21 protein-coding genes are annotated in these 25,289 nt (G+C 40.1%); 6 read left to right on the forward strand and 15 right to left on the reverse strand.

The annotated features are described in order from the left end of the window. Positions 1 to 613 precede the first annotated feature (613 nt). Positions 614 to 1,411: an SDR family NAD(P)-dependent oxidoreductase gene (locus BN1082_RS19670; protein WP_090637305.1), complete on the reverse strand. Its 798-nt coding sequence runs from the start codon at positions 1,409 to 1,411 to the stop codon at positions 614 to 616. A gap of 19 nt (positions 1,412 to 1,430) precedes the next feature. Further along, complete coding sequence (locus BN1082_RS19675) at positions 1,431 to 2,393, reverse strand: MBL fold metallo-hydrolase (protein WP_090637307.1); 963 nt, start codon at positions 2,391 to 2,393, stop codon at positions 1,431 to 1,433. Positions 2,394 to 2,930: 537 nt separating this feature from the next. Between BN1082_RS19675 and proC the strand changes: the two genes are divergently transcribed. Together proC and BN1082_RS19685 are read left to right on the forward strand one after the other, a co-directional pair. Continuing rightward, positions 2,931 to 3,770, forward strand: coding sequence for a pyrroline-5-carboxylate reductase (gene proC, locus BN1082_RS19680; protein ID WP_090637309.1), 840 nt, complete (start codon positions 2,931 to 2,933; stop codon positions 3,768 to 3,770). A 64-nt stretch (positions 3,771 to 3,834) separates the two neighbouring features. Continuing rightward, positions 3,835 to 4,974, forward strand: a complete 1,140-nt coding sequence (locus BN1082_RS19685) for a glycosyltransferase family 2 protein (protein WP_090637311.1) — start codon at positions 3,835 to 3,837, stop codon at positions 4,972 to 4,974. A gap of 209 nt (positions 4,975 to 5,183) precedes the next feature. Here the strand turns inward: BN1082_RS19685 and ytaF are convergent, their stop codons facing one another. Further along, positions 5,184 to 5,819, reverse strand: coding sequence for a sporulation membrane protein YtaF (gene ytaF, locus BN1082_RS19690; protein WP_090637313.1), 636 nt, complete (start codon positions 5,817 to 5,819; stop codon positions 5,184 to 5,186). Between the two features lie 121 nt (positions 5,820 to 5,940). On the opposite strand from ytaF, the gene BN1082_RS19695 reads away from it, so the two are divergent. Together BN1082_RS19695 and namA are read left to right on the forward strand one after the other, a co-directional pair. Beyond that, positions 5,941 to 6,603, forward strand: coding sequence for a DUF1232 domain-containing protein (locus tag BN1082_RS19695; protein WP_090637315.1), 663 nt, complete (start codon positions 5,941 to 5,943; stop codon positions 6,601 to 6,603). A gap of 134 nt (positions 6,604 to 6,737) precedes the next feature. Continuing rightward, on the forward strand, positions 6,738 to 7,757 hold the full coding sequence (gene namA, locus BN1082_RS19700; RefSeq protein ID WP_090637317.1) for an NADPH dehydrogenase NamA: 1,020 nt from the start codon (positions 6,738 to 6,740) through the stop codon (positions 7,755 to 7,757). 342 nt (positions 7,758 to 8,099) lie between these two features. Here namA and rnz read toward each other — a convergent pair whose 3' ends face one another. Continuing rightward, positions 8,100 to 9,023, reverse strand: coding sequence for a ribonuclease Z (gene rnz, locus BN1082_RS19705; protein ID WP_090637319.1), 924 nt, complete (start codon positions 9,021 to 9,023; stop codon positions 8,100 to 8,102). 222 nt (positions 9,024 to 9,245) lie between these two features. Between rnz and zwf the strand changes: the two genes are divergently transcribed. After that, a complete protein-coding gene (gene zwf, locus BN1082_RS19710) occupies positions 9,246 to 10,715 on the forward strand; it encodes a glucose-6-phosphate dehydrogenase (RefSeq protein WP_218055174.1) in 1,470 nt (489 codons plus the stop codon). An 805-nt stretch (positions 10,716 to 11,520) separates the two neighbouring features. Here zwf and BN1082_RS19715 read toward each other — a convergent pair. The 4 genes from BN1082_RS19715 to mce form a co-directional block, all read right to left on the reverse strand. After that, entirely contained in the window at positions 11,521 to 12,795 is a 1,275-nt protein-coding gene (locus BN1082_RS19715; protein ID WP_090637321.1) for a DNA polymerase IV, read from the reverse strand. Between the two features lie 132 nt (positions 12,796 to 12,927). Then, positions 12,928 to 14,049: a M20/M25/M40 family metallo-hydrolase gene (locus BN1082_RS19720; RefSeq protein WP_090637324.1), complete on the reverse strand. Its 1,122-nt coding sequence runs from the start codon at positions 14,047 to 14,049 to the stop codon at positions 12,928 to 12,930. A gap of 84 nt (positions 14,050 to 14,133) precedes the next feature. Beyond that, positions 14,134 to 15,684 (reverse strand): acyl-CoA carboxylase subunit beta, encoded by a 1,551-nt coding sequence (locus tag BN1082_RS19725; RefSeq protein ID WP_176699878.1) that lies wholly within the window; start codon positions 15,682 to 15,684, stop codon positions 14,134 to 14,136. 1 nt (position 15,685) lies between these two features. Beyond that, positions 15,686 to 16,099 carry a methylmalonyl-CoA epimerase gene (gene mce, locus BN1082_RS19730; RefSeq protein WP_090637328.1) on the reverse strand — a complete coding sequence of 138 codons (414 nt, stop codon included), beginning with the start codon at positions 16,097 to 16,099 and terminating at the stop codon, positions 15,686 to 15,688. Between the two features lie 161 nt (positions 16,100 to 16,260). Between mce and prli42 the strand changes: the two genes are divergently transcribed. Continuing rightward, positions 16,261 to 16,359, forward strand: coding sequence for a stressosome-associated protein Prli42 (gene prli42, locus BN1082_RS27755; protein ID WP_176699879.1), 99 nt, complete (start codon positions 16,261 to 16,263; stop codon positions 16,357 to 16,359). 253 nt (positions 16,360 to 16,612) lie between these two features. Here prli42 and BN1082_RS19735 read toward each other — a convergent pair whose 3' ends face one another. The 7 genes from BN1082_RS19735 to BN1082_RS19765 form a co-directional block, all read right to left on the reverse strand. Continuing rightward, a complete protein-coding gene (locus BN1082_RS19735; protein ID WP_090637331.1) occupies positions 16,613 to 17,335 on the reverse strand; it encodes an amino acid ABC transporter ATP-binding protein in 723 nt (240 codons plus the stop codon). After that, positions 17,328 to 17,987 carry an amino acid ABC transporter permease gene (locus BN1082_RS19740; protein ID WP_090637333.1) on the reverse strand — a complete coding sequence of 220 codons (660 nt, stop codon included), beginning with the start codon at positions 17,985 to 17,987 and terminating at the stop codon, positions 17,328 to 17,330. Before BN1082_RS19740 ends, BN1082_RS19735 begins: the two co-directional genes overlap by 8 nt. An 81-nt stretch (positions 17,988 to 18,068) precedes the next feature. Next, positions 18,069 to 18,845: a transporter substrate-binding domain-containing protein gene (locus BN1082_RS19745; protein ID WP_090637335.1), complete on the reverse strand. Its 777-nt coding sequence runs from the start codon at positions 18,843 to 18,845 to the stop codon at positions 18,069 to 18,071. 477 nt (positions 18,846 to 19,322) lie between these two features. Then, positions 19,323 to 19,760: a BrxA/BrxB family bacilliredoxin gene (locus BN1082_RS19750; RefSeq protein WP_090637337.1), complete on the reverse strand. Its 438-nt coding sequence runs from the start codon at positions 19,758 to 19,760 to the stop codon at positions 19,323 to 19,325. Between the two features lie 204 nt (positions 19,761 to 19,964). Further along, the gene (gene meaB / locus BN1082_RS19755) at positions 19,965 to 21,089 is read right to left on the reverse strand and encodes a methylmalonyl Co-A mutase-associated GTPase MeaB (protein ID WP_090637339.1); all 1,125 of its coding nucleotides are present in this window, start codon (positions 21,087 to 21,089) and stop codon (positions 19,965 to 19,967) included. Then, on the reverse strand, positions 21,086 to 23,284 hold the full coding sequence (scpA, locus tag BN1082_RS19760) for a methylmalonyl-CoA mutase (protein ID WP_090637341.1): 2,199 nt from the start codon (positions 23,282 to 23,284) through the stop codon (positions 21,086 to 21,088). Before scpA ends, meaB begins: the two co-directional genes overlap by 4 nt. Then, positions 23,271 to 25,136 (reverse strand): methylmalonyl-CoA mutase subunit beta, encoded by a 1,866-nt coding sequence (locus BN1082_RS19765; RefSeq protein WP_176699880.1) that lies wholly within the window; start codon positions 25,134 to 25,136, stop codon positions 23,271 to 23,273. The genes scpA and BN1082_RS19765 overlap by 14 nt, the downstream gene beginning before the upstream one ends. Between the last annotated feature and the right edge of the window lie 153 nt (positions 25,137 to 25,289).

Raw genomic sequence — 25,289 nt, forward strand, 5'->3', positions numbered from 1 at the left:
CTTCTGTAATGGGTTGTAGACAGACTTCTCCCGTGATCAAAAACTAATAAGTTTTTTAACATGAGAAGCGATCCAATTGTTTTCCATTACAGAGTAGATGTTGGCATACAGGTCACAAGTTCCTTTCTTTCAAACAGATTATTAGTAGTTTACCATATTCAGAAAATTTTTACTACAATAATTCATATTTAACAAAAATAAAAGCCTCTAAATGAGGCTTAGTTATAAAGTGAAACTTCCATCAGTGGAGGTGTCTTTCATCCCCCACTGATGGTTAGTCCCGTTCTACTATCTCTAATATCAAGGCTAACGCCTTTATAAAGAGATAGTACGAACCCGATTGGTTCAACTAGGCCGCTGAAGAACGCAGCGGCAAGTTTCACTGTATCTCACCAATCGGGCTTTTACTACAAAAAGCGAAAGGCGTTTGCTCAGGGGTGACCAGCATAAAGTGAAGTCATGGTGAGGCGCATTTTGCCTCAACATGACCTCACCTTATGACTCGAGCCCCTAACACCTGCAGCTAGATTAGGCAGTTATCCCCCATCTATCTTCTTCGCTTCTCTCTCAATCTTGAGGTGGGGATTTTACTGCCCGTTAATGCGGGATAAATTTATTTTTTATTTAAAACTCGTTTACCAATCCGCTCAAACAGCCGTGGAAAAAGAACATAAACAACGCTCCCCATATTCATCCAACGCGGCAAATTGATTTCACGCGTTTTGGTAAGCATGCTGTCAACAACCTTCTCAGCAACATATTCGGGCTTAAGCATAAATTTTTGAACGCTTTTTACGTAGGTGCCTTTTTCGTCGGCAATGTTAAAGAAATTGGTTGCAATCGGACCGGGATTTACCGACGTAACTTGTATATGATAGTCGACTGCTTCCATTCTTAACGCATTGGTGTAGCCAAGAACAGCGTGTTTGCTGGCAGAATAGACACTGGATTTTGGCGTGGCAATCTTTCCTGCCTGTGAAGCAATATTGATAATATGCCCAAAGCGTCTTTCGCGCATTTTCGGCAGCACCATGCTCGTACAGGCCATTAACCCGACCACATTCACATTAAACATCCCTTTGATTTCATCAATGGTTGCCGCATGGGCTTCACGGAAAACGCCAAACCCGGCATTATTGACCAGAATATCAATTTGACCAATTGCCGCGAAAATCTGCTTGAACACTTCCTGTACTTGATCTGTATTAGAAACGTCCAGTTGAAAAACGGACACATTCACTTGGTACTTTTGCTGTAAATCTTTTTGCAGGAGTTCAAGCTTATCGATGCTTCTTGCTAGTAATACAAGATTCGCACCGCTCTCGGCACAAAGCTTAGCAATTTCCGCACCGATTCCCCCGGATGCACCGGTTATCACAATATTTTTATCTTTTAGTCGCTCTCTCCCCATATCATCACCTCATAAGAGCTTAGTTCACTGCTTTAAAAAGAGCAGGCTGAACATCGTTACTAATAATCTCTCCTATTGAGGCTAAATAGTCAAGTTGTCCGACAGTCTCAGAAATAGTCAGCATCAATTCGCGCTTATAAACAGACGGAAATAGACGCTTGCATATTTCAAAAACGGTCAGCTGCTCTTCTTTTAACCAATTACAAACTGTCATCGCCCGCTCGTGCTGGCGTGTAAGTCTCTTTTCAACCAGCTTCTCTAACTCATAAACCTCTTCACCATGACCTGTGTATACAAATGATATGGGGTAAGATAAAAGTTTCTTCATTGATTCATTATGCTGTAGCAATGGCTTTGGTCTTTCCTTTTCCCCTGGTACTGGGGGCTCAAGTAATGGATTTGGGGAAATATGAGCTAAAACGACATCCCCGCCAATTAAAACTCCGTCTTTTTCTCGAAAAAGAGCGATTTGACTTTGAGCATGACCGGGTGTTTCAATGACCTGCCATTCGTTAAGCCCCGGCGGTCTCATTCCTTCGACTAAATGCCCTGTCAGTGGGCGGTTGCATAAATACTTCTGGGATTTTCGATATTTAGAAAGGATCGGCAAATATTCCTCTGGTAGCCCAAACTCACGAAACAACGCACCAAAGAATTGCTCTTGTTCCTGAAAGAATGTTTCCGTAGGATAAATCCAGCGTTGATTCAGTGGATGTCCATATACTTCTATTGTTTCCGGAAAAAAGTCGAGCATAGCGGAATGATCTGGATGATGATGGGTCAGAATGACTTGCTCAATATCTGCAGGTGTCAAATGTAAATCGGCCATTTGGGCATTTAATGCGTTCCACGATTCTTCCGTTTTCATCCCCGTATCTACAAGTGTTAATCGTTCTCCTCTGAGCAAATAAACATTTACATTACCAACTGCATAAGAAGTCGGCAGTATGATCTTCGCAACTCCGTCTTGCCAGTTTGTCATTTTCACAGCCCCTAACATTATTGTTATATATTTAATAAATATAATAAAGCTGATTAAATTAGTATACAGAAATTAGTGTAGCTATTTTATAGGAAAATGTCATTATTTTTGCATAATTTTTAGAAAAAATGAAAAATTACGTGAATTTACCTCTTGACAGCAACCGGTTTATCTTGCATAATCACTATTAAAAATTTGTATCGAAACGCTATGACTAAGGCCAGTAAATGAAAAATGGCGAAAGAGAGTGAAGCTCGAACCGGCTGAAAGGCTTCACCGCCCTCTTAATCATTGAACCTACCTTATGAGCATTTAGGAAAACCTAACGTATTTCCGGCGATAACGGAGTCGAGTGAACCCAGGCCATTTTTTTAGCCGGGGTAAATGAAGGTGGTACCGCGGAAGCTAAGACCTTTCGTCCTTTATGGATGAAGGGTCTTTTTGTTTTTTATGATTCGCGCATAAATTTGTAAATTCGCGCATATCCCCTGACTTGTGGCCAAAAAAATGTTTAAAAACCAAAAAGGAGGAATTAAGATGAACAAAATAGCTATTATTGGTGCAGGTTCAATGGCAGAAGCATTCATTTCCGGAATTCTTGAAAATGGTTTAATGGATCGAAAAAATATATGGGTGACAAACCACTCAAATGAAGAAAGACTGTCCTATCTAAGAGGAACCTATGGAGTCGAGACAACCTATGACTTGAAAGCCCTTTTCGCAGGAGCAGATCTTGTCATGCTGGCAATGAAGCCAAAGGATGCTGCGTCTGCTATTCAATATATCCGTGAATATTTGACAGAACAAATGCTGATCATTTCTGTTCTTGCAGGAGTTTCAATGGGTACAATTGAGGCGATTGCAGAAAAACCCCTTGCCATCGTCAGATCTATGCCAAACACATCAGCAACTGTGGGAAAGTCAGCAACCGCCATTGCCGCTAACGCCCGCGTTTCACAAGAGCAAATTGAGAAAACCAAAAGGATTTTTGAAACCGTTGGATTAGCAAAATTTGTGAAGGAAGAGCATCTTGACGCCGTGACAGGACTGTCTGGAAGCGGCCCTGCCTATATCTATTATCTCATCGAAGCGATGGAAAAAAGCGCGGAGGAGATTGGACTGGAAAAACAAACAGCAAAAGAATTAATTGTGCAAACGTTAATCGGTGCTGCAGAGATGGTTAAAAAATCAACCAAAACATCTACCCAGTTGCGAAAAGATGTTACGAGCCCTGGCGGAACCACTGAAGCAGGAATTCGAGTTCTTGAAGAGAGTGGTGTTCAAGAAGCCTTTATTTCCTGCATTAAAGCGGCTACTGCCCAATCCGAAAAAATGGGCAAAGCATTATGTAAACAGCTTGAAGTAAAAAGAAGCTAATAAAATTGGTTTTTTTCCATCGTTCCTTTAAACTGGTGAAAAAGACTGGGAAGTGCAGCAGCATATGTTAACGATTTTATTTTCATTAGGTATACTTGTTTGGATTGTTTTTCTTGTTGATGCCTTAATGGGATTACGCCACTTAGATTCACTTGAAATAGAAGAAAATCTACAGAACGGGCCATTACTATCAGTAATTGTAGCTGCCAGAAATGAAGAAAAACAAATCAAAGAAAGTATCCTAAGTCAGCTAAAACAAACTTACAAACAGGTTGAATGGATTCTTGTCAATGATCGCTCAACCGATGATACCGGAAAAATTATGGATGAACTCTCTAAAGAAGACTCACGCATAAAAGTGATCAACATACATGACCTGCCTGAGGGCTGGCTCGGGAAAAACCACGCCTTATATACAGGAGCAAAGACCGCTACGGGCAAATGGCTGCTGTTTACAGATGCAGATATTCACTATGAAAATGAAGCTTTCGCCAAAGCTCTGCATTATTTTGAAAGAAATCAGCTCGACCATTTAACCGCAGCTCCTAACCTGAATGCTGAAGGATTTTGGTTAAAAACTTTTGTCGCCTTTTTCCTGTTTGGATTTTCCTATTTTAAGCGACCATGGATGGCGAATAATCCGAAGTCAAAAATTGGGACCGGGGTTGGTGCCTTTAACCTTGTCTCCAAAGAGGCTTATGAGAGATTTGGGACACATGAAAGAATAAAAATGCGGCCGGATGATGATCTGCAGCTAGGAATGAAATTGAAAAAAGAAGGCTACAATCAAAGGATTGTTACCGCACTAAAACTGATTAAGGTGGAATGGTACAAAAGCTTAAAAGAAGCTTTTGTCGGCCTCGAAAAAAATACATTTGCGGGATTAAATTACCGAATCAGTATGGTGTTTTTCGCGATTTTTGGAGTCTTTAGCACTCATGTTCTTCCCTTTATTACTGTTTTTTCAACAAACAAAACGATTGCCCTGCTCAGCTTTGGAAATATTTTAGCAAGTGGAATTCTTTATGTGCTGATCATCAAAAGAATGACTCTATTTTCTCCTGCTTTGTTTCTTGTTTTTCCAATTACCGCGTTATTGTTTATCTACTCGATTATCCGGGCCAGCCTTCTCACCTTTAAGCGGGGAGGAATTGTCTGGAGAGGCACGACATACCGATTAAATGAACTCAGAGAAAAAGAATAGGATATCCCAAAATAAAGTGAAAAAGGTTATTTGTTCATTATCCCAGTTAATGAACAAATAACCTTTATATAATTTCCCCGACAGCAACAGACTAATTATACTCAGATTGATTTTCTTAAAAAGTCGAAAAGAAAAATGATTATTATCTCCTTTTAACATACTGCTCTACTTTTTGTCGTAATATATAGAAACATTAATTTACTTCTACACTAAAAAAATGCTGCAAAAGCGATCACTAAAATAATTACTCCACTCAATATCGTTCCAAATTGACCAACAGTAAATGAACCAATCCGAACATCGGCTAATCTACTTCCCAACTTCACACCTGCCCATACACTGATGAAACTACCAAGGGCAGCCGTTAAAGAAATGGCAACTGGTGATAAACCAAGTAAACCTGCACCAAGTCCATTAGTAAGTGCATTCGCTGACAATGCAATTCCAAGAATCACTGCTTCCCCCCAACCAATTTCCCCAGATTTATCGACATCAGCTACCTCAGGATTACTCAAAATACCTTTAATACTTTTGGACTGCTTACCTTGTTCCTTATTCACTACGGTTGAAGTCCCTTTTTTACGAGGAGTGGCCAATAAAATAATTCGAAGCCCGATAACAAATAGTAAGACCGCTCCGAAGATCATAGGAAGCATACCGGGAAGAATCTTTGATAGCCAAAGTCCAAAAGTAATACCTCCAAAACTCATAAGAAAACAAATAACCGAAATCAAAATATTGGGACCTAATCGAATTTGTATCTTTCGAATACCATAAGAAATTCCTACTCCTAAATTATCTATACTTGATGAAAAGGCAAAAGCCAAAATAATTAGCCAATTCAATGTAAACACTCCTTTATTTTTTTACATTGTATTGACAAAATCAACCGACAGTGCACGTCTATTTGTAAACTGTTGAGAAAAAATCAATATGTTATGAATATCCCTAAAGGAGAGAAAAGTGATGCCCAATAAAAAAAGCGGAGAGCAAAACCTTGGTATAATGATAAAAACATTGTTAAAAAATCGTTCGCTATCAATGCGAAAACTTAGTACGATAACAGGTATTGATACAGCAACGATTTCCCGAATAGTGAACAATAAACAACAGGCAAAACCCTCTCATTTGCAGTTGTTTGCCGATCATTTGGGTGTTCCAGTAGCAATACTATTTCAGGCTGCAGGGTACGATCTTGAACTAAACGAAAAAAACACTCCATCTGATATTCTTGATTCAATCGATACGATTCAAGAAATTCTTGTGTCTTCCAATTTTTTGGATCATCAATTTAATTTGGAAAAAATTCATCAGGAATTAGCTAAATATGAACAATTTGCTCTCACAAAAGAAGGGGAACAGAAGATACTTGAGGAGTTTGAAACGAAGGTGGAGCAAGTCAGAGGAGCAGGACCTTTTATTAATGAATTAAATGAAATGTACAAAAGCTTTTGTGAAGAAAATAATCCAATAGAAAAGCGCGCAATCCTAGGAAGTGTACTTTTATATTTTATTTTATCAACGGATATAATTCCTGATTACGTTTTTCCGTTCGGTTATTTAGATGATTGCTTAGCAGTCCAAATTGGATTGGACCGACTTTCAAAAATTAACAAAATGGAGGACTAATCTCCAGCCTTAACTTGCAGAAAGTCAGTCCAGAATACTAAATGTGAAGTAAGACAAATACTGAATTTTTCAAAAAAACGCTGGTATTTGCTATACTATAGATTGATTAGATAATTGAAATGGAGGAATTCTCAATGCCAGCAAAATTGTTTTCTCCCTATACAATTAAAGGGATCACGTTTAAAAATCGGATTGTCATGTCACCGATGTGCATGTATTCCAGTTATAATGAGGACGGTCATGTCCAGAACTGGCACAGGACACATTATACAAGTCGAGCAGTAGGACAAGTTGGTCTTATTATTGTTGAAGCAACGGCTGTCACCCCGCAAGGAAGAATTTCTCCGCAAGACTTAGGAATATGGAGCGATGAACACATTGAAGGCTTTGGAGAGCTCGCCGGACTTGTAAAGGAGCATGGAGCAAAAATAGGTATTCAACTTGCTCATGCTGGTAGAAAAGCGGTATTAGAAGGGGAAATACTCGCGCCATCTGCCATTGCCTTCAATGAACAAATGAAAACGCCAAAGGAAATGACGAAAACGGAAATAGCAGAAACGGTGGAAGCCTTTAAAAAAGGAGCTGAACGGGCAGTAAAAGCCGGCTTTGATGTAATTGAAATTCACGGTGCACATGGGTATCTCATCAATGAATTTCTTTCACCGTTAACCAATAAGAGAACAGATGAATATGGTGGAACGGCAGAAAATCGCTACCGTATCTTACGAGAAGTGATTGATGCTGTCAAAACAGTTTGGGATGGCCCGCTATTTGTAAGAGTTTCTGCCAATGATTATAATGAACATGGATTAACACCAGAAGATTACATACCATTCGCTAATTGGATGAAGGAGCAAGGCGTAGACTTAATCGATGTAAGTTCAGGTGCGGTTGTGCCTGCAAACATTCATACCTATCCAGGTTACCAGGTGAAATTTTCAGAAGCCATTAAGAATACAACTGGAATTGCAACAGGTGCTGTCGGTCTGATCACTTCTCCTATTCAAGCTGAAGAAATCATCCAAAACGAGCGAGCTGATTTAGTATTTTTAGCCCGTGAATTACTGCGTGACCCATACTGGCCACGCACCGCTTCTAAGGAGCTCGGAGTTAACATTGAAGCCCCAAAACAGTATGAGCGCGGCTGGAATTAACCAAGAAAAGCGTAAGCGCCTTGCTCAGCCCCGACAAGCATAAGACAAGCCGGCAGGATGCCGACATCACTGAATAGTCATCTTTGCAGGCATGCGACGAGGTGAACAATAAACTTCTCCGATTATGCTTTGCCACAGGAGCAAGACTTAATTAATATGAAAAAATTAATTGTATTAGACCAGAGAGGGGCTAGGCGTTCCGTCGAAAAACTCTCGTTTATCGGCGTGCGATGTATCGCTTTCGAAGCTTACTCTTATGGAGCTGGACAATTCTCGAAGTCAATTTTACTTTCTTATCCAACAAGAAAAGCACTCCCTCTTTATTAAGAGGAAGTGCTTTTTTCATTTGGCTGGAAGGTGTATTTCTTTAAAGTCCTCAGCAATATCGGAATTAGGAAAAAGCTCCTTCGCTTCTGCTACTAATTCCAACCACGTATTTCGGTCGTATCTAGAGCTTATATGGGTCAGCCAAAGTTGCTGACAACCAGCTAGATTAGCAATTTCAGCGGCCTGCTGTGTAGTCGAATGAAAATAGTCATAGGCAAGCCTTTCCTCTCCTTTTGAAAAGGTTGCTTCATGAATCAATAAATCCGCATTTTTTGCAAGTGAAATCGCGTTATTACAATAACGCGTATCACCTAAGATGGTGACAATCCTCCCCTTTTGGGCCGGACCAAGAAATTCGGACGGTTCAATTGTTCTTCCGTCCTCAAGGGTAACGGCTTCACCATTTTTTATTTTTTTATAAAGCGGTCCTGGCTGAATACCTAAATTCATTAATTTATCTGCCAACAATGTCCCCGGTTTGTCCTTTTCGACAATCCGATATCCATAAGAAACAACACCATGCTCTAAAAGCCTTGCTTCGACAATAAACTGGTCATCCTCAAAAACAACACCCTCTTCAATTTCCACGATTTTCAGAGGATATTTTAAATAGGTTTGGCTAACCGATAAACTAATATGAATATACTCTTTCAATCCTTTCGGCCCGTAAACCGTTACCTCGGATTCCCCTCCTTGAAATGAGCGGCTCGATAACAAACCCGGCAGTCCATAGATATGATCCCCATGAAGATGGGTAATAAAAATTTTTTCGATCCGCCGTGGCTTGATTGACGTATATAAAATTTGATGCTGGGTGGCCTCTCCTGCATCAAATAGCCAAATAGCCCCTCGTTCCTCCAACAATTTTAGCGCAATTGAGGTGACATTCCTTTGTTTCGCAGGTATGCCTGCTCCTGTTCCTAAGAAAACAATATCCATAAAAAACTCCCCGTTCCATACATAGATATTCATACTATAGCACAAACACATCGTATGTGCTCATTGCCATCTTTCCTCTTTTTGCATACATGTGTTGCATTATATTTGCGAAATCTAAAGAAAACCAATACAGTTATTAATTGTGAGTAATCTTAATAAAAATCAAACAAGCTACTAGAAAAGAGGACTTTAAAAGTGGAACAAAATATGAATTCCTTAATCATGATTTTTGGGGCAACTGGTGATTTAGCAAAACGGAAGTTGTTTCCCTCCCTTTATCGATTATTCGAACGAGGCAGACTAACAAACAAGTTCGCCGTTATTGGGGTAGCAAGAAGACCATTGTCAAACGATGAATTTCAGCAGTCTGTAAAAGACTCCGTTGTAGCTGCTTTAGGAAGAGATAAGAATATAGAAGAATTTATCTCGCATTTTTACTATCAATCACATGATGTAACCGATTCAAACTCTTATATTTCATTGAAAAAATTCGCTGAGCAAATTGACTATCATTATAGCTTGGATGGCAACCGTATCTTTTATCTTGCGATGGCCCCAGAATTTTTCGGTACCATTGCCCTTCATTTGAAATCCGACGGGTTAACGGATGTCAGTGGATATAAACGTCTAGTCATTGAAAAACCATTCGGACATGACTTGGAGTCTGCTAAAGAATTAAATAAACAAATTAGAACGGCGTTTTCCGAAGAAGAAATTTATCGGATTGATCATTATTTAGGAAAAGAAATGGTACGGAACATTGAAGTCATCCGTTTTGCCAATGCCATTTTTGAACCGCTTTGGAATAATCGTTATATCTCCAATATTCAAATTACATCTAGTGAAATCCTTGGTGTTGAGGAACGAGGACGTTATTACGAAACAAGTGGTGCCTTACGGGACATGGTCCAAAACCACATGATGCAAATGGTGGCATTGCTGGCAATGGAACCACCGATAAAGTTATCAACCAACGAAATTCGCTCTGAAAAAGTAAGAGTATTTCGCTCACTAAGAGCGGTTGAAGGAGAAGAAGTAAAGGATTATTTTGTTCGTGGTCAATATGGCGAAGGAACGATTGAGGATGAACAAGTCCAAGCTTATCGAAATGAACCAATGGTTGATAAACAATCAACTACCGAAACATTCGTTGCCGGAAAGGTAATGATTGACAATTTCCGTTGGGCAGGAGTACCTTTTTACATTCGTACCGGAAAAAGAATGACAGAGAAATCAACAAAAATTGTCATTCAATTTAAAGATATTCCAATGAATTTATATTATCAAACTGAAAAGATGCTCAATCCAAACCTGCTTGTCATTCATATTCAACCAGAGGAAGGAATCACGCTGCATCTCAATGCCAAGAAAGCTGGCGGACATCTTGATGCACAAGAGGTTAAATTAAGCTTTGCAAATACAGGTGTTCATGCTATGAACACACCGGAAGGATATGAAAAACTTTTATTCGATTGTATGAATGGTGATGCAACGAATTTTACCCACTGGGATGAAGTAGCATATTCATGGAGCTTTGTAGATAAAATCTCTAAGTTTTGGCAAAAGGAGCAAGCAAGCTTCCCAAATTATCAATCAGGTACAATGGGACCAAATGCGGCTGATGAACTATTAGAAAAAGACGGCTTTTTCTGGTGGCCTGTAACGGATTTAGAGGTTGATATCTGTAAGTAAGTACAAAGGCTAGCATGTAACAGTAGTGACTCCAGCCTGATGGTAGGTATTACGTGATTTCCCTAGATTTTGCGGGAAATGAATCAGATTCATTTAATCGTATAGTGGTTGGAGGCTCTACACCTGCGGAAGTTAATATGCTTATTCAAACCCCAAGATGATAGTATTTCTCAATCTTGGGGTTTTCAGGCTTTGTGATCGTATATCAACGACCGGTTTCTTGGGGAATGTGTGTTTTTGAGCTTTGAGTTCGTTCATCAACGACCGGTTTCTTATGAAAAGTATGTTTTCGGGCTTTGAGAGCGCTCATCAACGACCGTTTTCTTGGGAAAAGTGGGATTTCGGGCTTTGAGAGCGTTCATCAACGACCGTTTTCTTATGAAAAGTATGTTTTCGGGCTTTGAGAGCGCTCATCAACGACCGTTTCCTTGGGAAAAGTGGGTTTTCGGGCTTTGAGAGCGCTCATCAACGACCGTTTTCTTATGAAAAGTGGGCTTTCGGTCTTTGAGAGTGCTTATCAACGACCGTTTTCTTGAATAATGAGGGGATTCGGGCTTTGAGAATTGGGTTTTTGTTCACGTAAAAGACTTCTACGTAAACGAAATGGTATAAGCATCTGGGTTTTGTTCACGTATAACGCTCCTACGTGCACGGTTCGCTATAATTATCTGTGTTTCGTGCGCTTATAACGCTCCTACGTGCACAGATTCGCTATAAGCATCAAGGTTTCATACACGTATAAGCCTCCTACGTGCACGAATTGCTTTAAAAAAGCTCCGCTTTGTTCACTAACAAAGTGGAGCTTTTAATCTTCTTCTTCGTTTTTTGGAAAGGAACGGAGGAAATCTTTGTTAAAGCTTGTTTCCGTCCCGATTCTGTGATTGGGATCAATATTATGCGTTCCTGCACTTTCGATAATGGTTTTTCCGAACTTTTCACGCAAGTTTGAAAGGGTTTGGAACAATGGTTCTTTTTTTGCATCTTTTTGATACGAAAATAAATCAAGCTGTCTATACGCTTCGTTATGATCGACTAAATCTTGGCCTGTAATACCTAACAAGCGTACCGCATCACCATTCCAATTTTTGAGAAAAAGCTGCTTAGATAGCTCTGCCAGATCGTCTTTATGATTAATAGGATTTGCGAGTTTTCTACTCCTTGTAATCGTCCTACGGTCCTTGTAGCGAATCGTGATGCCTAATGTTGTGGCAAGGACGTTTTTTCTCTTAAGTCGAACAGATACTTTTTCGGCCAATGATTCTAAGATATGAAAAAGTTCTTGTTGATTACTTATGTCTCGCGGCAGGGTTGTGGAATTACCTATACTTTTAAATTCAGCAACCGATTCCGGGTCTACAGGTCTTGCATCAATGCCATTTGCTCGTTCTTTCATGCGAATACCATTAATTCCAAGAAGAGTTTTTAATTGAATCTCATTCGCTTTTGCCAAGTCACCAATAGTCTCTATCCCTAGTGTCTTCAATTTTTCAGCGGTCTTTTTACCAATTCCATGCATTTCACCTGTATTTAAAGGCCAAAGCACTTTGGGAATATCCCGCTTTCTGAGAATCGTAATACCCATTGGTTTTTTCATATCCGAAGCCATTTTAGCTAAAAATTTGTTTGGGGCAACGCCAATGCTGCATGGCAAATCAAGCTGTTTATGAATTCTTTTTTGGATACGTTCCGCAATTTCAATCGGACTGCCAAGCTCAAAGCTTTCCGTAATATCCATATAGCCCTCATCAATTGACACCGGTTCAACAAGCTCTGTATACTGCCTGAGGATGTCAAACATGCCGATCGATGCATTCCGGTAGCGCTCGAAATTAGGTGGTTTTACAATTAACTGCGGACAAAGCTTTTTCGCTTCCCAAAGCGGCATCGTCGTTTTTACACCAAACTTTCGCGCTTCATAGCTGCAGGTGACAATAATCCCTCTTCTCTCCTCCACATTTCCAGCAATCGCAAGAGGCTTCCCTTTAAGTGAGGGATCATAAGCCATTTCAACTGAGGCATAAAAACTATTCATATCAACATGTAAAATGACTCTTCCGTTTTTCGGGTACATTTCCTTCATGTCGGCACATCCCTAAGAACATTTCTAACTAAATTTTAACAAAAAATCACTTTGATACAAATTAAATTTCGCTATGATAAATAAGAAAAAAGAAGAGAACCTTTAATACTCGGTTCTCCCTTTTGAACGACCTTATTGATTTGTTACTTCTTCAATAATGGCAAGTGTCATTTCCGCCAGCTTGTATAATTCTTCAATTGACATGCGCTCGTTTGTGGTATGGATTTCTTCATATCCAACTGCTAGGTTTACAGTTGGAATACCAAATCCCGCAATGACATTGGCATCACTACCGCCACCACTATGCTGGAGTTCACAGCTACGGCCAATTTTAGCAGCCGCTTTACGGGCAACTTCGACCACCTGGTCACCTTCGCCAAACTTAAAGCCAGGATACATCACTTCTACTTCAACTTCTGCTCTGCCGCCCATTTCTGCAGCTACTGATTCAAATGCTTCTTTCATTTTTTGAGTCTGGGCTTGCATTTTTTCTGGAATGAGTGAACGTGCTTCAGCCAAAATATTAACAAGATCGCAAACGATATTAGTTGCTGAACCACCTTCAAAACGGCCGATATTCGCAGTCGTTTCGTGGTCAATTCTTCCTAATGGCATTTTGGCAATTGCTTTTGCGGCAATCGTAATGGCAGATACGCCTTTTTCAGGGGCAACACCTGCATGAGCTGTTTTTCCGTAAATCACTGTTCTTACTTTTGCTTGTGTTGGAGCAGCAACCACAATATTTCCAACTAAGCCATCACTATCAAGTGCATATCCATATTTCGCTTTCATTAAAGATGGATCAAGTGCTTTTGCACCGACAAGGCCGGATTCCTCGCCAACAGTGATAACAAATTGAATCATTCCATGCTCTATGTTTTGTTCTTTTAATACACGAATCGTTTCAAGCATAACAGATAAGCCTGTTTTATCATCTGCACCTAAAATCGTAGTTCCATCCGTTACAACATAGCCATCTTTAATGGACGGTTTAACTCCTTTTGCAGGGACCACTGTGTCCATATGGGAAGTAAAATAAATTGGGTCTACTCCTTCTTTAGTTGCAGGAAGCGTACAAACTAAATTCCCTGCACCATGGCCAGTTTTGGCAGTTGTATCATCTTCATAAACGTCCAAACCTAAATCAGTAAACTTTTTCTTTAATACTTTTGCAATTTCTGTCTCAAATTTTGTTTCAGAGTCAATTTGGACTAACTCTAAAAACTCCTTCAAAAGACGTTCTTGATTGATCATCTGTCAAACCCTCCGTTTTATGTAATCACTTTTTTAGTATACTCTTTCCCCTTCTTGTCATCAAATGAAAGAGTACTACTTGCATTAAAGTGGTATATTCCCATGTTTTTTAAAGGGCCGTGACTCTTTTTTATTTCTTAGCATTTCCAAAGATTGAATAATTTTGATTCTTGTTTCCCTCGGGTCAATCACATCATCGACCATTCCTCTGCTCGCGGCCACATACGGGTTGGCAAATTTTTCACGGTATTCTTCAATTTTCTGCTGCCTCACCGCTTCAGGATTTTCGCTGTTTTGAATCTCCTTGGCAAAAATAATATTGGCCGCTCCCTGTGGCCCCATTACAGCGATTTCCGCATTAGGCCAGGCAAAGACAAGATCAGCCCCAATCGATTTACTGTTAAGAGCAACATAGGCGCCTCCATAGGCTTTTCGTAAAATAATCGTCAGCTTAGGGACGGTCGCTTCTGAATATGCGTATAAAATCTTGGCCCCATGACGAATAATTCCCCCCAGCTCCTGCTTCACACCTGGAAAGAAGCCAGTAACATCTTCAAACGTAATGATCGGGATATTGAAGGAATCACATAAGCGAATAAAACGGGCCGCTTTATCCGAGGAATCAATATCCAAGCCCCCAGCCATGACCTTAGGCTGGTTGCAAACAAGGCCTACGGATTCGCCTTTCATTCGTGCAAATCCAACCACGATATTTTTCGCAAAATCTTTATGGATTTCCATAAAGGATTCTTTATCAACCACCTGATCTATCACTAAGCGGACATCATATGGTCTTACCGCATCAAACGGTATCGCTTCAGTTAATTCTGGGCGATAATCATCTTCTTCTGTAACCATTGCTTTCTGGGGCTTTTCTTCATTATTTTGCGGGAGATAGCCTAATAGCTTTCGGACTTGTATTAATGCTTCTTCCTCTGTCTCTGCTTGAAAATGAGCATTGCCGCTGATCGTATTATGCACTTTTGCTCCACCTAGGTCTTCTGCGGAAATTTTTTCACCTGTTACCGTTTCGATAACTTTTGGTCCGGTAATAAACATCTGGCTCGTTTTTTCAACCATGAAAACAAAATCTGTAATGGCAGGTGAATAAACTGCTCCGCCGGCACAAGGACCCATTATAACTGAGATTTGCGGAATCACCCCAGAATAGATGGCATTGCGATAAAAAATGTGGCCGTAACCATCAAGTGAAACGACTCCTTCTTGAATTCGCGCACCACCAGAGTCATTAAGACCAACAAAAGGAGCCCCGTTTTTTGCGGCTAAATCCATGACATTGGCAATTTTTTTCGCATGCATTTCCCCGAGGGCACCACCAAAAACCGTGAAGTCCTGAGAAAACAAGTAAATTGGGCGGCCATTCACTTTTCCATAACCAGTAACGACCCCATCCCCTGGTCCTTTTTGTTCATCTAGCCCAAAATCATTGGTGCGGTGCTCAATGAATGGATTTAATTCAATGAACGTCCCTTTATCTACTAATAGCTCAATCCGCTCTCGTGCAGTTAATTTTCCTTTTTCATGCTGCTTGTCGATTCGTGCGTCACCACCACCAAGCTCCACTTCTCTTCGTTTATCATATAACTCGTTTATTTTTTCATAAATGTCCATCATGTTACCCCTTCATCCCTTTCTTTTCACATAGCTCGTATAATACTCCAGAGGCTGATTTCGGATGCATAAAGGCAACAAGTGCTCCGCCAGCGCCAATTTTTGGCACGTCTTGAATCATCCTTATTCCTTTTTCTTTCATTTCCTTTATTCTTTCCTCAATGGAATCCACACCTAGTGCGACATGGTGAAGACCTTCGCCTCTTTTTTCTATGAATTTGGCAATCGTTGATTCTACCGATGTAGGTTCCAGTAGTTCGATTTTCGTTTCGCCTGCCTGCAAAAAAGCTACTTTCAACTTTTCGCTCTCCACTTCTTCAATTCCTAATAACGGAAGATTTAAAACTTCTACATAAAAAGGAAGTGCGGCTTCAAGCGAACGAACTGCAATACCAATGTGGTCGACTTTTTTAATCATTTTTTTCCCCTCTGTTCTAATTATTAAAATCATTCGACAATATTCTTATTCGTGAAAAAGTTCATAATTCCTTCCCATATTGAGGAGTACTTCCATTGTTCATTTGGGCTTTTCCATGTAAAATATGAATAAAGCGATTGAAAATAAGGGAGGTATCCATTATGTCTAAAAAGAAAAATCAAAAAATCATCGTCTTTTTAATGTTGTTGGCTATGCTTACCTCAACCCTCCTAATTGGTATTGGACAATTTCTTCGATAAAAAAGAAATGCGGAAGGTGCCCGTTTTGCGACTTTCGCTGTGCGCCTGAAGCTGGACAATTCTCAAAGTCCAATGAAATAAATTCTAATATATAAAGGGAATGTTCAAATCAGAACATTCCCTTTACATTATTTAATCGCTGGCAAAAGCTCAAAAGACTTTTATGAAGAGATCAAAAAAATTTTATCGTCATTGGAAAAGGCGCTTCGTTTTTTTTCTTAATATGCTAGCCATTTCTATTTTCATTCGGCTTTTACAGCATTTTTTCCAAAAACTCCTGTGCCCTCTTACTTTTTGGGTTGGTGAAAAATTCGTTTGGCTTAGCGTCCTCTACGAGAACTCCTCCATCTAAGAATAGAACCCGATCCGCTACTTCACGTGCAAAGCCCATTTCATGGGTAACTATAGCCATAGTCATCCCGGTGTGGGCAAGTGTCTTCATTACCTCTAAAACCTCTTTAACCATTTCAGGATCTAGTGCAGAGGTTGGTTCATCAAAGAGCATAACGTCTGGCTCCATTGCTAATGCCCTAGCAATCGCAACCCGTTGTTTTTGTCCACCGGAAAGTCTTGCAGGGTACTCCTCTGCTTTTTCCGATAAGCCGACTTTTTCCAAAAGTTCAAAGGCTTTTTTCTCGGCTTCATCTTTTGATAGTCCTTTAACTTTAATTGGAGAGTAAGTGAGATTTTGTAAAACCGTTTTATGCGGAAACAAGTGAAAATGCTGAAACACCATTCCAACGTTTTGACGAACCTTCATGATATTGGTCTTCTTATCGGTAACATCCTGGCCCCCAATAAAAATCCCTCCACTTGTAGGTGTTTCAAGAAGATTCATGCAGCGCAGAAAGGTAGATTTTCCAGAACCTGATGGTCCTATGATTGCGACCACTTCCCCTTCCTTGATGGTAGTGGAAATTCCCTTTAACACTTCAAGCTTGCCAAAATTCTTATATAGATTTTCTACCTTAATCACCCTGTCTCATCCTCCTTTCAAGTGCTTTTCCAAGTAGGGTTAAAATCATCACCATTAAATAATAAATGAGACCGGCAACGAGTAACGGTTCAAAAAAGGAATAATACTTGGCCCCGACCTGATAAGAGCGGCGCATAATGTCCATTACCCCGATGGTTGTGACGATTGCGGATTCTTTTGTAAGCGAAATAAATTCATTCATTAATGCTGGTAAAATATTTTTAAGTGCTTGTGGGAGAATAATATCCCACATCATTTTCCTGTAAGGAACACCTAATGCCATTGCGGCTTCCCTCTGCCCTTTATCAACGGCAAGAATACCCGCCCGAATAATTTCCGATACATATGCTCCAGAATTTAAAGCAAATGATAAAACAGCGGCGGTATATGGTTGAATCTGATATCCGGTTATCTGCGGAGAACCGTAATAAATAAGCATCAACTGCAAAACTAAGGGAGTTCCTCGAAAAATCGAAGTATATGCATCAGCTAACCAATTAAGAATGTTAATGGAACTGATTTTTAGTAAGGATAATATAATACCTAAAATAAATCCTAATAATCCTGCGAGCAGGACAATTTCTAAGGTTACAGAAATTCCTTGTAAAATATACGGTATGGAGGGAATGATTTGCTTAAAGTCTAAATTCATCATTTAACCTTCCTTTCTATTAAAATTTGAAAGACGTTCAGTTTAAACAACTGTCTGAACGTCTTTCATTTCTTTCGTGTTTTATTGCTTTCCGCCAAACCATTTCACAACCAACTTTTCCATTTCTCCATCTTTCTTCATTTCCTCTAACGCTTTGTTAAATTTCGCTGTTAACGGACTATTTTTCGGGAAGGCAATCGCTGAACCGGCTTCTTCCGGGTTATCACTGATCGTAAAGCCTTTTAAATCTTTCTCTTTATCGAAGTAGCCTTTCGCTACGGTGTTTTCGATGATAATGGCATCAAAGCGGCCTGTTTTTAGCTCTTCAATTAAATCTGGAATTCGATTCCGGTCTTCAATGTTAATAGGAATCGTTTTATTTATTTCCTTGGCTTTGTCCTCTTGAATCGAACCAAGCTGAACACCGACGGTCTTCCCTTTTAAATCCTCAAGTTTATTAATGTTGCTATCCTTTTTAGTTATAATCATGTGCTGGGCAGTATAGTAAACATCACTAAAATCAACGTTTTTCTTACGGTCAGAAGTCGGAGTCATTCCTGCTAACACAAGGTCAGCTTGTCCAGTTTTAAGCGATTGAATTAAACCGCTAAAATCCATATCTTTCACATTAATCTTGTATCCGAGTTTTTCACCTAATGCATTGGCTAAATCCACATCAAATCCAATAATTTTATCGCTTTTAGCAGTATCTACATATTCAAACGGCGGGTAATCAGCAGAAGTTGCCATCACTAAAACTTTTTTATTGGCAGCATTTTTTGCATTACTTGTTCCGCAGGCAGAAAGAAGTCCAGTGATCAAGATCATCGTCAAAAATAATAATATTCCCTTTTTCATTATATTTTCCCCCTATAATTTTCTGAAAATTAATATTACTTATTACAAACAATAATTTTCAAGAATATGAGATTAATTATTAATAATTATTCACTTTTATGTATTTTAACACATACTTATAATTATGCAAATATATTTTTAAAAATTCATTATCGTTCTTCAATGTAATAAATTCCATAGGCTGTGTTAAACTTGCCTGTCGATTTGCGCTCAAGAAGCGAGCATCCGCGGGCGTTCCGGGGAGCCTCCTCGGCGCTTAAGCGCCTGTGGGGTCTCCCCTGCCCCGTAATCCCGCAGGACACTGAATTACATCCTTGAATCCGCCCACGCACGAAGGAAATGCGATAGCATTTTCGAGGAGTCGAGCGCCTTCCGCTCCAATCAACATAGTTTCAAAAATCAACTTTGACCTTTAACACAGGCATTCCATAATAAAAAGGTCCACCTCCTCATTCTGGGAGATGGACCTTTTTAAAATTATATTTCCTCACAAAATTTATCAAATTCTTGTTGCAGCTTCGCTACGACCGTCGCTGGATCGTAACCTTCAATTTGATGTCTTTCAACCATCGAACAAATCTTTCCGTCTTTTAATAGAGCAAAGGAAGGGGAGGAAGGCGGAAAGCCTGTGAAATAGCTTCTTGCTTTTTCGGTCGCTTCTTTATCCTGCCCGGCAAAAACAGTAACAAGATGATCCGGACGCTTATCATAATGGACTGCATATGCAGCTGCAGGACGAGCGATTCCGCCTGCACAGCCGCAAACAGAATTAATCATCACTAAAGTGGTACCTTTTTGAGTAAGAGCCTCTCCTACTTCGTCAGATGATTTAAGCTCTTTATATCCAGCTGAAACGATTTCTTGACGCGCTTGCTTCACAATATCATTCATGAATAAATTAAAATCCATGCTCATAAAATCACTCCTTCATATCTATAACCCTATCATAACAGTAGAAATATGGTTATTTCAAATGTATTACGCCAAAAAAAAAAAGAGGATGTCCTAAAAGGGTCTGACCAATCGTAAAGCACTCAAAATATAGTCGTATATTTTATGCATAGTTTAACTATAAATTGTAAGTTGAAAGGTCTGACACTTTGTTTGGGACTTCCTCCATTATTCATGGCTTGATAAAAATGTCTGAAAAAGAGATTCAACCGCAGTAGCTACCGTAGATTCCCCGGCGATAACTTTATTTTCCATCATTGGTAATAAGTCTTTCACCCCATGATGGTGGTAAAAATGATATTGGAGTTGATCAGTAATCATAGAATAAAGCCATTCTCTTAATTGAATTTTCCTTCTTTCATTAAACACCCCAGAGTTTTTTCCAGTTTGTTCGAAGGATTTAATCACCTTCCAAATATCATTAACCCCTTCCATTGTTAACGATGAGCAGGTAAAGGCTTTTGTTGCCCAGCCCTTTGTTGCTGGCTGGAGAAAATGCAGGATGCGATTATATTCTTCTTTGGTCTGCTCTGCTTTTTGTTTATTCGGACCATCTGCTTTGTGAACGATAATGGCGTCAGCTAATTCCATAATTCCCTTTTTCATTCCCTGCAGTTCATCCCCTGCACCTGTCAGCACAAGGAGCATGAAAAAGTCGACCATATCACGTATGATTACTTCACTTTGTCCAACGCCAACCGTTTCAATTAAAATAACATCAAAGCCAGCCGCTTCACAAATCAACATCGCTTCCCTTGTTTTGCGGTGGACCCCACCAAGCTTTCCGGCAGTGGGAGATGGACGGATAAAAGCTCTTTGATTTCTAGACAATTGCTCCATTCTCGTTTTGTCCCCAAGAATACTCCCTCCGCTTAGCTTCGAGCTTGGGTCAATTGCAAGCACAGCAACCCGTAAGCCAAGTCCGCATAAATACATTCCAAAAGCCTCTATAAAGGTACTCTTGCCTGCACCTGGGACACCGGTTATTCCAATCCGGATGGCATTTCCGGAATGAACTAATAATTTTTGCAAAAGGGTCTGTGCTTTCTGAAAATGCTGCTCGGCATTGCTTTCCACCAAGGTAATCGCTCTTGCAAGGAGGCTTCTATCTCCCTTTAGCACTCCTTCGTACAATTCCTGAACGGAAGGCTCTTGATCCTTCCGTTTTTGAAATCGAATATTTTTTTGAATGGATATAGCTTGACCTTCCTGCTCGTGTCCTTTTCTTACTACACTGTTGCATTTGCCCGGCTCTTTTGGGTCGCTCCATTCCGGTATTAATTCGTTGGTCATTGAGACACTTCCTCATAACCAAGCTGATTATAAATCTCCTTGATTACCCTTTGCGCAGAAACAGGAATAATTGTTCCAGGTCCAAAGATAGCCGCTGCACCATGATCATATAAAAATTGATAGTCCTGCGCAGGAATTACGCCACCAACCACAACTAAGATGTCTTCTCGACCAAGGTTTTTCAGCTCTTCAACGAGCTGTGGCAATAAAGTTTTATGCCCCGCAGCAAGTGAACTCATACCGATTACGTGAACATCATTTTCAACTGCTTGGATGGCAGTTTCTTTTGGTGTTTGGAACAAAGGACCGATATCTACATCAAAACCAAGGTCCGCAAAGGCGGTAGCAATGACCTTCGCCCCGCGATCATGACCATCCTGTCCCATCTTGGCAATGAGAATTCTCGGACGTCTGCCTTCATATTCCAGAAACTCATCTGTCATCTTCTGTACAACCACAATTTCTTCTTCATTATTAAAGGCTGTGCTATAAACACCGCTAATCGAGCGAATGATCGCTTTATGCCTTCCTGCTACCTGTTCAATTGCATCGGAAATTTCACCTAAGGTCGCTCTTGAACGTGCCGCCTGAACAGCTAGCTCCAATAAATTTTGCTCTCCTGTTTCTGCAGCTATTGTCAAAGCAGCCAAGGCATCTTTAACCTTTTGATCGTCACGACTTTCTTTTAAATGGTTTAATTTTTCAATTTGTTTCAAACGGACAGCAGTATTATCAATATCCAAAATATCAATCGGCTCTTCCTTCTCAAGGCGGTAGCGATTTACACCAATAATGGTTTCCTTCCCTGAGTCAATTTGGGCCTGCCTTCTCGCTGCAGCCTCTTCAATTCTCATTTTCGGAAGACCTGTTTCAATTGCTTTTGCCATTCCACCAAGGCTTTCAATTTCCTCAATATGTACCCAAGCCCGGTGGATTAATTCATCCGTTAATTTTTCTACATAATAGGAACCTGCCCATGGGTCGATCACTTTTGTGATTTCTGTTTCCTCCTGAAGGAATAACTGTGTATTACGGGCTATCCGTGCAGAAAAGTCTGTTGGCAGGGCAATTGCTTCGTCCAATGCATTTGTATGAAGTGATTGAGTATGCCCCATTGCTGCAGCGTGTGCTTCTATCAAAGTTCTTGTAACATTATTAAATGGATCCTGCTCAGTAAGGCTCCAGCCCGATGTCTGCGAATGGGTTCGTAAGGCCATTGATTTTTCGTTTTTAGGGTTAAAGGATTTCATCATTTTAGCCCAGATGAATCTCGCCGCCCGCATTTTGGCCACTTCCATAAAATAATTCATGCCGATTGCCCAGAAAAAGGACAGCCTTGGTGCAAATGAATCAACCTCAATCCCAGCTTTGATACCTGTTCTTACGTATTCCAAGCCATCTGCAAGGGTGTAGGCCAATTCTAAATCGGCAGGTGCACCCGCCTCTTGCATATGATAGCCCGATATACTTATGCTGTTAAACTTTGGCATATACTTGGAAGTATATTCAAAAATATCAGCGATGATTTTCATCGACATTTCAGGTGGATAAATATACGTGTTTCGAACCATATATTCTTTCAAAATATCATTTTGAATCGTACCAGCAAGCTTGTCCTGACTTACACCCTGTTCCTCGGCCGTAACGATGTAAAAGGCCAAAATCGGTAAAACTGCTCCATTCATTGTCATGGAAACAGACATTTGATCTAACGGGATTCCGTCAAACAGGGTTTTCATGTCAAGAACGGAATCAATTGCGACACCAGCTTTGCCAACATCCCCAACAACGCGTGGATGATCGGAATCATAGCCTCTATGGGTGGCTAAATCAAAGGCAACAGAAAGTCCCTTTTGCCCCATCGCCAAATTGCGGCGGTAAAAGGCGTTACTTTCTTCAGCAGTTGAAAAGCCTGCATATTGCCTCACCGTCCATGGACGGTTCACATACATGGTTGGGTAAGGCCCCCTTGTGTATGGGGGAAGACCTGGCAGGTTATCAAGGTGCTCTAAGCCTTCTCGGTCCTCTTTTGTATAGAGTGGCTTTAACTTTATTTGTTCATTTGTTTCGAACAGCAAATCGTCGATAGAGGTGTTTAGATCATTTTCGACCTTTTCCATCCATTCTTCTTTTGTAATATAGTGCGGTTCATCGAATAGTTTAATGTTTTGAAAATCAGGCTTATTGCTCCGCATTTACGGTCACCTCCAATTCCCCAAGAATGGAAGAAAGGGTTTCATAGCAATTGCTTTTCACATGAATAAACTGCTTGATTCCTTCTTCCATCCATTGGGATTGCCTTTCGTTTTCCGGTAATCCTGCCAAGAAAAAGGTTCGTTCTGGAAATTCAGCTTTAAGGGCTGTAAGTATTTGATGCCCTTCTAATTCATACTGCTCATTCGCACCGCAAAAGCAGACAAAATTTGTATTAATAGCTGTCATAAACTGAAGAGCATCATCTAGCTTGCTTATTGGTTTGCTTTCAATAGATTTAATTCCGCCTGCAGCTAGAAATCCCTTCATAAAATCGAGTCTTGCTTTGTGTTGTTTTAACTCTCCAAGACAAAGCATGGCAACCGATGGAACGGAACCTGTTTTTTCTTCAAATTGTTTTGCCATGATTCGTAATTCCTCAAATGGCTCAGCTAATCTTCTTTGAGGAATTGCAGCCATTTTTATCGATGAATATTTAACAAAAGATGATTCAGCCTTTTTCATCAGCTGCTTATAGGGAACAATTTCATCGAGTTTAGCATAGACATTCGTTCCTACAATACTCCGTTTCCTCGTTTGAATGTCAAGGTTTCTTTTTCCATATACTTCGCTAATTTGCTTTTGAGGCCAACCTGCTTTTAATCCTTCAAGAATTCCGCCTTCACAGTCAATTTGCTTGAAGAACTCCCAAGCTTTCTCTGCTAGCTGGTTCGTCAACGATTCTATATACCAAGAACCTCCCGCCGGGTCGATTACCTTCTGTAAATGGGATTCCTCTTTTAAAATCAGTTGGATATTTCTTGCGAGTCGTTCAGAAAAATCGTTGGAACCGGTCATTTCATCAAACGCACCGACATGCAGAAATTGAACGCCTCCTAAAACAGCTGAAAATGCTTCATTCGCTGTACGGAGAAGATTGACATGCTGGTCAAAAACGGTCTTTGTAAAGGAAGAAGTCGAGGCTGTGATTTGCATCCCATGCTTTGCAGTATTTGCCCCATATACTTCGGTTACCCTATTCCATAAAATACGTGCTGCTCTTAATTTAGCCACTTCCATAAAAAAGTTGCTGCCGATTGAAAATTGAAAAACCATTTTTGAAAGGGCCGTATCCAAATCGAGGCCACTATCTTGTAATTGCTGCAAATAAAATACGCCAGTTGCTATTGCGATGCCAAGTTCTTGAACAGCATGAGCCCCACCATTATGATATGGAACAGTGTTAATAAGGACCGTTCGTAATTGAGGAAAGCGTTCATTAAACAGTCTAATATCCTTAAACCATTCTTGCAGGTATTCCTCAGATAACAATCCTTCTTCAACAAAAAGGGAAATGGGATCACTGGCGATATATCCTGTTACTTTTTCTCCCTCTATGTACTCGCTTCCAAGCTTAGTTAGCAAATCAGTTTGTAGCGAATTTGCATTTAACGCAATGGGATATTTATCATAGAATTCTGAAAAAACATTAGCTTTGATAAGCTCTTTAGACACTTCAAATGAGAGCACAGTTTGTCCTTTCTCAACTGCTTGGCGGAGCTTGAGCATAAGTTCATCTGCCGTTTGATAGGAAATCTGCTGGGCAACCTTCCATTCATTTGTCAAATATCCAAGTGGGTTAATACCTCTTCTATAGTCGGACCCGCCTGGGTAATCCGAAACTGGTAGTTCATCCTCTCTAGTATAAAGCGGTTTCAAAATAATTTTTTCAAAGGTGGTCGTATGTAATGATTCTACGGTTTTCCCTTTTAACGATTGCTCCGCTTTTTCTTTCCATTCATTTGTTGATTTTTTTGAAAAAGACTGATTACGTATTTTTTCCAAACTTCTCATCCCCCTTTCGCAAAATTAAAAAAAATCCAATTACTTATATTTTAGGATACAATCTTCATTCAAGCAATGAAAACCGTTCCAAGTGAGAGGATTTAGTCTTTAGTAAAGAAAGTAGGCCAGTATTCGCCAACATATAGATTGAATTCGCAGATA

The sequence above is a fragment of the Neobacillus massiliamazoniensis genome, assembly GCF_001048695.1.
Lineage (GTDB): Bacteria > Bacillota > Bacilli > Bacillales > Cytobacillaceae > Neobacillus > Neobacillus massiliamazoniensis.

What these genes read in the sequence shown, in the direction of transcription:
- proC (WP_090637309.1), top strand. Translation starts at nt 2,931, where the DNA reads ATGAACAAAATAGCTATTATTGGTGCAGGTTCAATGGCAGAAGCATTC.
- namA (WP_090637317.1), top strand. Translation starts at nt 6,738, where the DNA reads ATGCCAGCAAAATTGTTTTCTCCCTATACAATTAAAGGGATCACGTTT.
- BN1082_RS19670 (WP_090637305.1), bottom strand. Translation starts at nt 1,411, where the DNA reads ATGGGGAGAGAGCGACTAAAAGATAAAAATATTGTGATAACCGGTGCA.
- scpA (WP_090637341.1), bottom strand. Translation starts at nt 23,284, where the DNA reads ATGCGGAGCAATAAGCCTGATTTTCAAAACATTAAACTATTCGATGAA.
- meaB (WP_090637339.1), bottom strand. Translation starts at nt 21,089, where the DNA reads ATGACCAACGAATTAATACCGGAATGGAGCGACCCAAAAGAGCCGGGC.
- zwf (WP_218055174.1), top strand. Translation starts at nt 9,246, where the DNA reads ATGATTTTTGGGGCAACTGGTGATTTAGCAAAACGGAAGTTGTTTCCC.
- prli42 (WP_176699879.1), top strand. Translation starts at nt 16,261, where the DNA reads ATGTCTAAAAAGAAAAATCAAAAAATCATCGTCTTTTTAATGTTGTTG.
- BN1082_RS19675 (WP_090637307.1), bottom strand. Translation starts at nt 2,393, where the DNA reads ATGACAAACTGGCAAGACGGAGTTGCGAAGATCATACTGCCGACTTCT.
- BN1082_RS19740 (WP_090637333.1), bottom strand. Translation starts at nt 17,987, where the DNA reads ATGAATTTAGACTTTAAGCAAATCATTCCCTCCATACCGTATATTTTA.
- BN1082_RS19715 (WP_090637321.1), bottom strand. Translation starts at nt 12,795, where the DNA reads ATGAAGGAAATGTACCCGAAAAACGGAAGAGTCATTTTACATGTTGAT.
- BN1082_RS19725 (WP_176699878.1), bottom strand. Translation starts at nt 15,684, where the DNA reads ATGATGGACATTTATGAAAAAATAAACGAGTTATATGATAAACGAAGA.
- BN1082_RS19685 (WP_090637311.1), top strand. Translation starts at nt 3,835, where the DNA reads ATGTTAACGATTTTATTTTCATTAGGTATACTTGTTTGGATTGTTTTT.
- BN1082_RS19695 (WP_090637315.1), top strand. Translation starts at nt 5,941, where the DNA reads ATGCCCAATAAAAAAAGCGGAGAGCAAAACCTTGGTATAATGATAAAA.
- BN1082_RS19720 (WP_090637324.1), bottom strand. Translation starts at nt 14,049, where the DNA reads ATGATCAATCAAGAACGTCTTTTGAAGGAGTTTTTAGAGTTAGTCCAA.
- mce (WP_090637328.1), bottom strand. Translation starts at nt 16,099, where the DNA reads ATGATTAAAAAAGTCGACCACATTGGTATTGCAGTTCGTTCGCTTGAA.
- BN1082_RS19765 (WP_176699880.1), bottom strand. Translation starts at nt 25,136, where the DNA reads ATGAGAAGTTTGGAAAAAATACGTAATCAGTCTTTTTCAAAAAAATCA.
- BN1082_RS19750 (WP_090637337.1), bottom strand. Translation starts at nt 19,760, where the DNA reads ATGAGCATGGATTTTAATTTATTCATGAATGATATTGTGAAGCAAGCG.
- rnz (WP_090637319.1), bottom strand. Translation starts at nt 9,023, where the DNA reads ATGGATATTGTTTTCTTAGGAACAGGAGCAGGCATACCTGCGAAACAA.
- BN1082_RS19745 (WP_090637335.1), bottom strand. Translation starts at nt 18,845, where the DNA reads ATGAAAAAGGGAATATTATTATTTTTGACGATGATCTTGATCACTGGA.